The sequence below is a fragment of the Soehngenia sp. genome (genome assembly GCF_055108775.1).
Window position 1 is genome coordinate 1 of sequence record NZ_JBSQIL010000068.1, and the last position, 9,265, is coordinate 9,265.

8 protein-coding genes are annotated in these 9,265 nt (G+C 29.8%); all 8 read left to right on the forward strand.

Features of this window, described 5'->3' with window-relative positions; translation table 11 throughout:
- A partial coding sequence (locus ACTB1H_RS07970; protein ID WP_463262317.1) for a carbohydrate ABC transporter permease occupies nucleotides 1-743 on the forward strand: 743 nt, incomplete at its 5' end.
- The gene (locus ACTB1H_RS07975) at nucleotides 743-1,603 is read left to right on the forward strand and encodes a carbohydrate ABC transporter permease (RefSeq protein WP_463262324.1); all 861 of its coding nucleotides are present in this window, start codon (nucleotides 743-745) and stop codon (nucleotides 1,601-1,603) included. The genes ACTB1H_RS07970 and ACTB1H_RS07975, both read left to right, overlap by 1 nt.
- Before the next feature lie 20 nt (nucleotides 1,604-1,623).
- Nucleotides 1,624-2,646, forward strand: coding sequence for a LacI family DNA-binding transcriptional regulator (locus ACTB1H_RS07980; RefSeq protein ID WP_463262318.1), 1,023 nt, complete (start codon nucleotides 1,624-1,626; stop codon nucleotides 2,644-2,646).
- Nucleotides 2,647-2,653: 7 nt separating this feature from the next.
- On the forward strand, nucleotides 2,654-3,574 hold the full coding sequence (locus ACTB1H_RS07985; RefSeq protein WP_463262319.1) for a carbohydrate kinase family protein: 921 nt from the start codon (nucleotides 2,654-2,656) through the stop codon (nucleotides 3,572-3,574).
- Nucleotides 3,575-3,587: 13 nt separating this feature from the next.
- On the forward strand, nucleotides 3,588-4,670 hold the full coding sequence (locus ACTB1H_RS07990; RefSeq protein ID WP_463262320.1) for an ABC transporter ATP-binding protein: 1,083 nt from the start codon (nucleotides 3,588-3,590) through the stop codon (nucleotides 4,668-4,670).
- Between the two features lie 10 nt (nucleotides 4,671-4,680).
- A complete protein-coding gene (locus ACTB1H_RS07995) occupies nucleotides 4,681-6,957 on the forward strand; it encodes a glycoside hydrolase family 65 protein (RefSeq protein WP_463262321.1) in 2,277 nt (758 codons plus the stop codon).
- Nucleotides 6,950-7,603 carry a beta-phosphoglucomutase gene (gene pgmB / locus ACTB1H_RS08000; RefSeq protein ID WP_463262322.1) on the forward strand — a complete coding sequence of 218 codons (654 nt, stop codon included), beginning with the start codon at nucleotides 6,950-6,952 and terminating at the stop codon, nucleotides 7,601-7,603. The genes ACTB1H_RS07995 and pgmB overlap by 8 nt, the downstream gene beginning before the upstream one ends.
- A 54-nt stretch (nucleotides 7,604-7,657) precedes the next feature.
- Entirely contained in the window at nucleotides 7,658-8,998 is a 1,341-nt protein-coding gene (locus ACTB1H_RS08005) for a hemolysin family protein (RefSeq protein WP_463262323.1), read from the forward strand.
- The last annotated feature ends 267 nt before the right edge of the window (nucleotides 8,999-9,265 follow it).

Sequence of the window (9,265 nt, forward strand, 5' to 3'; positions counted from 1 at the left end):
GTGTGCTCTTCCGATCTTTTTCTGATATAAGGTTTCAGTATTCTTTATTGAGAACATTTCTATTTACTCTGTTAAGCGTAATTTCAATAAATGTAGTAGCTTTGATATTTGCATTTTTAGTAACAAGAGAAATAAAGTTTAGGAATTTTTTTAGAGCAGGATTTTTTGTCCCAAATCTAATTGGAGGATTAGTGCTTGGATATATTTGGCAATTTATTTTCAAGAGTGTAGTTCCTCAAATTGGAGGGACTTTAGGGATAGAATTTATAGAAAATTTGCTGATATTAGCCGATCCAAATTTGACTCTTTTGGGCTTAATTACAGCGTACACATGGCAATATGCAGGATACATTATGATGATATATGTTGCTGCTTTATTAAATGTTCCTCAAGAACTACTTGAAGCTAGTGAAATTGATGGAGCAAATTCTTGGCAAAAATTCAAAAGTATTACTATGCCTATGATTGCACAAGCTTTTACTATAACATCTTTCCTTACTCTTGTTACATCGTTTAAACAATATGATATTATCGTTGCTTTAACAAATGGTGGACCTACAGGTATTTTTAGGGGCGAAGTTGTTAACTCTACTGAATTATTGGCAGTTCATATATATAATGTAGCATTCAAATATAACAATATGGCAGAAGGCCAAGCAAGAGCTGTAATATTCTTTTTATTACTATCTGTTGTTTCAATTGCCCAAGTATACAATAATAAGAAGAAGGAGATTGAGATGTGATGTTAACTAAAAAAAGATTGTCTAAAATATTGCTTGCGTTAATTACAGTAATATTATTCTTGATAGTTTTATTTCCATTTTTTATTGTCATAATTAACTCAGCAAAATCATCATTAGAAATTATTACTAATCCTATTGCTTTGCCAGAAAGATGGGGACAATTAATCGATAATATAGTCAATATATGGACTAACCCAAGCATAAATTATGCTTCAAGTGTTTATGCTTCAACAATAATTACTGTTCTTTCACTTTTTTTCATTTCAGTTTTTTCAGCAATGGCTGCTTGGGTGTTAGTGAGAACTAAAACTAGATTATCAAATTTTATTTTCTTGATATTCATTAGTGGTTTGGTAATACCGTTTCAAGTAGTTATGTTTCCTTTAGTTTCGTTATTTAGAATGATAGGAGCAAATCTTAATATACAACTTCTAAGATCATATCAAGGTATGATTTTTGCATACATTGGATTTGGCGCTCCCTTAGCGGTGTTTATGTTTCATGGTTTTATAAAGTCAATACCATTTGAGTTAGAAGAAGCAGCATTAATTGATGGATGTTCAAAGCCAAGAATCTTCTTTTCGATTATAATGCCTATATTAAAGCCAATATTCGTTACTATTTGTATATTAAATGCTATTTGGATATGGAACGATTTTTTGTTACCATCGCTAATATTAGGCATAGGTCAGCCACTACAGACTATTCCATTAGCAATATCAGCTTTTGCAGGCTCATTTGTTAAAAGATGGGATTTAATAATGACTGCTGCACTTATGGCGGCTGCACCAATTATAATTGGGTTCCTATTTGGTCAAAAACATATAATAAAAGGGATGGTATCTGGTTCTATTAAGTAGTAGAGGCTAGGAGTGAAAAAATGAAATTAACGATAAAGGATATTGCAGAAGCTTCAGGTGTATCTAAAGCAACTGTTTCTAGAGTATTAAATAATTCAAATGCAGTAAGTGAAGAAACTAGAAAAAAAGTATTAGATGTAATTAAAGAAACAAACTTTAGGCCTAGTTCATTAGCGAGAAGCTTGTCTTTGCAAAAGTCACATTTGATAGGGATTATATTACCAGATTTATCGAACCCGGTTTTCTCAAAGATAATTGCAGGTGCTGAATCTTATATAAGAAACAAAGACTATTCTTTGTTAATTACTGCAACAGATTTCGACATTGATATGAAGATAAAACATATTAATATAATGAAAGATAAAGGAGTTGACGGGTTAATACTAGTAACTGATCATGGCAGTAAAGAATTTCATAATACTTTAATGGATTTTGAAAAACCTATAATAATGATAGGCTCAGATAGTTCAGTATTGCATATTCCATCAATAAAAATTGATAATTATAAGGCTAGTCAAGATGCTGTACAATACCTTGTAAATTTAGGGCATAAACACATAGGAATGATAAGAGGTCCATTATCTGATTATCATTCTGGTTTACAAAGATATCTTGGGTTTAGAGATACTTTAGGTTATTATGGATATTACGACGAGAATTTAGTAAGAGAAGGATGGTATACATTTGATGATGGGTATTCTGCAATGGAGTCTTTGTTGGAGGCAAAATATGAAATTACAGCTGTATTTTGCGCTTCAGACTTGCTTGCAATAGGAGCTATAAAATGTTGTATAGAAAATGGCGTTAAAGTTCCTGATGATATTTCATTTATAGGATTTGATGATGTTGATCTATCGAGAATGTATAACCCTTCTCTTACAACCATAAGACAGCCTTTTGAAGAACAAGGAGATTTAGCGATGAGATTGATGATAGAAATGATAGAGAATAAATATATTATAAAAAAAGATGATGAAGATAAATTTTCTACTTCTATGAAGTATCAACTGATAGAAAGAGAAAGCACAAAACGAATAAAGTAGGTGAAATATGAATAAAATTCTTTGTGTAGGCGAGATATTAATTGATTTTATCGAAGAAAAGTCTGATGAGAGTTTGAAATTTATTGCTAATCCTGGTGGAGCTCCAGCAAATGTAGCTCAAGTTATAGGAGTTTTAGGTGGCAATGCAAGTATTATTGGCAGTGTAGGATATGATAGTTTAGGAGATTTTCTTGAGAATAGTTTAAAGGAAAACAATGTATCTACCAAGTATTTAATTAAAACGTCTGTACCAACAACTATAGCTTTTGTGACAGTAAGTAAAAATGGTGAGAGAGACTTTATTTTTTACAGAGGAGCAGATAAAGAACTAAGTATATCTTCAATAAAACAAGATATTATTAATGAATCTGATATTGTTCATTTTGGTTCAGCTACAGCATTTTTAGAAGGGTATTTAAATGAAGCTTATTATTATTTATTAGAAAGAAGCTTAAAAGATGATAAATTAGTTTCATTTGATCCAAACTACAGAGAATTTTTCTGGGGTAAAAATATTGAGTTATTCAAGAAAAATGCTTTGAATTTTATACTACATTCTGATTTCGTAAAATTGAACGAAGAAGAACTAATGCTCATTTCAATGAAAGAATCTTTGTCAGAAGCTATTGATGAATTTAAGAATATGTATAATGCAACTTTTGCTATAACTTTAGGTAAAAAAGGATGTGTTATATTCAACAATGAATATACTATTGAAATAGAATCTGAAAAAATTGATGCTGTAGACACTACTGGAGCTGGAGATGCATTTGTTGGGACTTTTTTATTTAATTTAGCAAAGTATGAAAATATGAAAAGTACTTTAAAAAACCGTGAAATTATAGCGGAAATAGGAAAATTATCAAATAATATCGCAGGGAAAATCTGTACTAGATACGGAGCTTTATCAGCTCTAAAAGATTTATAGGAGAGGATAAAAAATGGCAAATGTAGAATTGATAAATGTTAATAAAAAATACCCTAATGGCTATCATGCTGTTAAGAATGTAAATTTAAACATAGCTAATAAAGAATTCATGGTTTTTGTTGGGCCATCTGGATGTGGGAAAACAACTACATTGAGAATGATTGCTGGCTTAGAAGAAGTAACAGAAGGGCAGATATTTATTGGAGATAAACTTGTAAATGATGTATCTCCAAAAGATAGAAACATTGCTATGGTTTTTCAAAACTATGCTCTTTATCCACATATGACAGTATATGATAATATGGCTTTTGGATTAAAACTTTCTAAAACACCTAAAGAAGAAATTAAAGAAAGGATTGATTGGGCATCTGAAATTTTAGGGATTAAAGAATTGCTAAAAAGGAAGCCTAAACAATTATCTGGAGGACAAAGACAAAGGGTCGCATTAGGAAGAGCTATAGTTAGAAAACCTCAAGTTTTCCTTATGGATGAGCCTCTTTCGAATTTGGACGCAAAATTGAGAGTTCAAATGAGGTCTGAACTTATAAAATTGCACAAGGATTTGGAAACAACATTTATTTATGTTACTCATGATCAAACTGAAGCTATGACTATGGGTTCTAGAATATGTGTAATGAACGATGGAGAAATCCAGCAAGTTGATGACCCTAGAGTGATATATAATGCACCAGCTAATTTATTTGTTGCAGGATTTATAGGTGCTCCTCAAATGAATTTCTTTGATGGTACATTAATAGAAGGAAACTCTTTGGATGTTTATGGAATAAGATATGAGTTACCTGAAAATCTTAAAAAAGCTGTTAAGGAAAAGGGGAAAAATGATTCAAAAGTTATAGTTGGGATTAGGCCTGAAGATGTTTATTTAACTGATGAAGAAGGCTTAAAATCAAAAGTGGAATTTACTGAATTGCTGGGTAGTGATCTAAATGTATATTTCAACATTGATGGGAAACAATATATTCTTAGAACTGAACATTCAGTAAATTTAAGAATGGGTGATTATATAAATGTAAAATTTAATGAAGCCAAACTCCATTTATTTGATATTGAAACAAAAAAATCTCTAATATACTGATGGTGATGAAATGTTTAAATATGAAGATAACAGTTATGATATTATGGCACAGTTGAAAAATGAAAGCTTATTTATGATTGGTAATGGCTATATAGGGGTTAGAGGAGCATTTGAAGAGGGTTATCCATCGGGGGATAGCGTAAGAGGCAGCTATATAAATGGTCTCTATGATAGATTAGATATGGTACATGCTGAAAAAGCTGTGGGATTTCCTACTAAATATGATAAACAGCCTAAAGTAGCTGATACCCAAACATGTCTTGTTTTTTTAGATGGAGAACCTGCTCAATTAATCAATACGAAGTATCAAAATTATAGAAGATATATAGATTATGAAAAAGGAGAAACTGTCAGAGAATATGAATTTTTAACAAGAAATAATAAAATAGCATATTTAAAATTTCGTAGACTTGCTTCATTTGTAAACTTAAATGTTGTTTCTTATAGTATAGAAGTAAAATACGACGGGGAAATTGTCTTACTAAGTATTTTAGATGGAGATGTAAAACCATATTCAGATCCTAATGATCCCAGAATAAGTAATGAATCGAAGGATTTAATGGAAATTACTGACATAGGGGAAAAAGATGATACAAGCTATTTGCTTTTAAATACTAAGAACACAAGTATTTTACAAGCTACCTTGGTTAAACATCTCATTTTAACTGAAAATGATTATTTAATGGATCATATTGTTAAAGATGAAAGAGTTGAAACTAGAATTACAGGATCGGATAATTTGATTCTTAATAAAATTTGTGTATTTACAGATGGTATTCGATATTCTGATCCACTAAAATCAGCTTGGGAAATACTAGGGCATTTAGCCTATGAAAATTATCAAACTTTATTAGAAATACAAAAAAATTATTTGGATAAATTTTGGGATATAGCAGGGATTAAAATATATGGAAATGAAAATGACCAAAACCATATCAGATTTATGCAATATCAACTACTTCAAAATGTCGGGATAGACCCATTTTCTAATGTATCAGCAAAGGGGCTATCTGGAGAAGGATATGAAGGACACTTTTTTTGGGATACAGAAATATATATATTTCCAGTTTTAGTAGCAAATCAACCTCAACGGGCTAAGAATTTGTTAGAATATAGATACAATATTTTAGAAAGAGCAAAGGAAAGGGCTGTCGAACTAGGACATAAAAAAGGAGCTGCTTACCCTTGGAGAACCATATCAGGGATTGAATGTTCAGGCTATTTTCCAGCTTCTACGGCACAATACCATATAAATGCTGATATTGCATACGCATTTTATGTTTATTATGAATTTACAAAAGACTTAGATTTTATGGTAGAAAAAGGTTTAGAAGTGATATTTGAAACTGCTAGAATATGGATTCAAATTGGTAACTTTTTTCAGGATAAATTTCACATACATGAAGTTACTGGCCCTGATGAATATACAGCTTTAGTAAGTGATAATTACTATACAAACATGATGGCAAAATTTAATTTAAATAAAGCATATGAATTTTACAAATATTTTTCACAAATCGAAGAACCGACAATTTATGAAAAATTTAAATTGTTAATTGAAAAAATAAATTTAGATGAAGAAGAAATAAATATAATGAAAAGAGCAGCTGACAATATGGTTTTGCTTGAAGATGAAGAATTAGGGATTTATGCTCAAGATTCTACTTTTTTGAAAAAACCACTGTGGGACTTAGATATTGACAAAAGACCGTTGCTTCTATATTATCATCCTCTTACAATATATAGATATCAAATATTAAAACAAGCAGATGTAGTTTTAGCACACTTATTGTTAGAAGAATATGCAGATTATGAAAAAATGAAAAATAGTTATGAGTATTATGAAAAAATAACCACTCATGACTCATCACTTTCTTATTGCATCTATGGGATAATGGCAAACAGATTTAATATGGTCGATAAGGCTTATGAGTATTTTAACCAATCAGTATTGTTAGATTTACATGACACTCATAGAAATACTAAAGATGGGCTTCATTTAGCAAATATAGGAGGAACAGTTTTAAGTGTCATTCAGGGTTTTGCAGGGCTAAGATTGAATGGAGGTAATTTATATTTTAGACCTTCAGTACCTTCGCAATGGGAAGGATACAGTTTTAAAATAAGTTTTCGAAATTGTTTAGTTGAAATTGATGTAAGAAGGGAAATACTAATAAAACTACTTGAGGGAGATTATTTGAATTTATTCATATACGATAAAGGATATAAACTAAAAAAAGGGGAAGAGCTTAGGGTTGCGATAATGGAGGTTAATAAAGATGATTGATTTTGATGGAATAGTATTCGACTTAGATGGAGTCATAACTGAAACATCGATAGCACATTTTATTGCATGGAAAGAATTGGCTAATGAGATGGGTTTTGATATTCCTGACGAAGTAATGGATAAGGTTAGAGGGATACCGAGAATGGAAGCATTAGATATAGTCCTAAGCTACAATAAAAATATAAAAGTAAAAGATATTAAAGAAAAAGAAAAATTAGCAAATAGAAAGAATCAAATATATCTAAATAAAATCTTGCATTATAACGAATCAAATCTAAACGAAGGGGTGATAGAACTATTTGAGTTTTTAAAAAAACATAAAAAAAGAATTGCATTGGCATCATCAAGTCTTAATGCAAAAAAATTACTTAAAGTATTAAAAATAGAGAAATATTTTGATGCAGTAGTTGACCCCACTAGCATAAAACAGGGAAAACCAGCACCAGATATTTTTTTGAAAGCTTGTATTTTACTAGATCTTCCTCCTAATAAATGTGTTGGTGTCGAAGATTCTCAAGCAGGAATCGAGAGCATAATTAGAGCAGGATTAACTCCAATTGGGATAGGAGAAAACATTGAATGTGAGATTAAATTTAAAAACATAAAAGAGTTTTATGAGTTTTTAACAAAACACTCCATTGATTAATAATTTTAAAATGAGGGAATATATAATATGACAGTTTTTTAAGGGGTGTTTAATTTGTCTGATGCTGGCTCTAATATAACAAGTAGGTTATTATTAATATTTTTTTTGACATTAGTAAATGCGTTTTTTTCAGCTTCAGAGATGGCTATGGTATCTTTAGACAAATATAAATTAAGCTCTAAAGCTGAAGATGGAGATCAAAAGGCTAGATTAATTCTCAATTTATTAGAAGAACCGTCAAAGTTTTTATCAGCCATTCAAGTAGGAATTACTTTTGCGGGGTTTTTTTCTTCGGCTTCAGCAGCTGTTAGTATTTCTAAATTATTAGGAGATTTCTTATACAGTTTGTCTATACCATTTGCGCAGGATATAGCATTTGTAATAATAACAATACTTCTCTCGTATTTAAGCTTAGTATTTGGTGAATTAGTCCCAAAGAGAATTGCACTTAAAAATCCAGAAAGATTTGCGATGTTTTCAGTTAAACCAATATCAAGTTTTTCTAAAATTATGAAACCATTCGTGAATTTTTTATCATTTTCAACAAATAAAATTTTACAATTAATTGGTTTTAACGATGAAGACATTGAGCAGAAAATTACTATAGAAGAGATAAGCTCTCTAATCGAAGTTGGACATGAACAAGGGGTTATAAATCCAATAGAACGTGATATGATAAAGAGCGTTATAAGCTTTGACAACAGCAAAGCTTCTGAGATAATGACGCCTCGGACAGAAGTTTTTATGATTGATGTCAATAAAAATATAAATGAATATATAGATGAACTTTTAAATTTAAAATACTCTAGGATACCAGTATATAAAGAAGATATAGACAACATAATAGGGATTCTTTATATTAAAGATTATCTTTTAGAAGCATATAAAAACGGGTTTTTGAATGTAAATATTGAAAACATAGTGAGAGAACCGTATTTTGTACCTGAAAATAAGCCTATAGATGAACTATTTGTAGATATGAAACGGAAAAAAGTCCATATGTCTATATTAATAGATGAATATGGAGGATTTTCAGGAATTGTCACTATGGAAGATTTAATTGAAGAGATTGTGGGGGATATTGATGATGAGTACGATTTTGATGAACCAGACATAATTCAATTATCAGAAAATGTTTACTCAGTCCATGGGTCTACTTCAATAAAAGAAATTAACAATATATTAGAACTAAATATAGATGAAGAGAATGAGATATATGATACCATTGGAGGTTTTTTAATTTATAAATTAGGTTATATACCTGATGAAAATTCAATTATATCAATCAAAGAAGAAGATGCTATTTTTACTATTGAAGAAGTAATAGATAAAAAGATTGAAAAAGTTAAAATAGAATTATTAAAAGAAAAAAAGTCAGCGCATTTAGAAGAGTAATAATTTTGGATGCGCTGACTTTTTTTCTTTTAATATTAATTAAGAAGTTAGTTAAAAATATAACTAATATTTAAAATTATCTGAAAAAATATAGACAAATATTAGATTTTATATTAATATATTTTCATAGCAATGTAAAACTATAAAGGTGAACAGTGCTAAATAATATAGGTAGTTGCAGAATACAAAATTAAAAATATATAGAGTTATCCACAGCTAAAATTAAAAATTAATAGATTCTGCAATAAATTTTGCAACTAAACAATT

Coding starts and splice junctions, on each gene's coding strand:
- ACTB1H_RS07975 (WP_463262324.1), top strand. CDS start 743: ATGTTAACTAAAAAAAGATTGTCTAAAATATTGCTTGCGTTAATTACA.
- ACTB1H_RS07980 (WP_463262318.1), top strand. CDS start 1,624: ATGAAATTAACGATAAAGGATATTGCAGAAGCTTCAGGTGTATCTAAA.
- ACTB1H_RS07985 (WP_463262319.1), top strand. CDS start 2,654: ATGAATAAAATTCTTTGTGTAGGCGAGATATTAATTGATTTTATCGAA.
- ACTB1H_RS07990 (WP_463262320.1), top strand. CDS start 3,588: ATGGCAAATGTAGAATTGATAAATGTTAATAAAAAATACCCTAATGGC.
- ACTB1H_RS07995 (WP_463262321.1), top strand. CDS start 4,681: ATGTTTAAATATGAAGATAACAGTTATGATATTATGGCACAGTTGAAA.
- pgmB (WP_463262322.1), top strand. CDS start 6,950: ATGATTGATTTTGATGGAATAGTATTCGACTTAGATGGAGTCATAACT.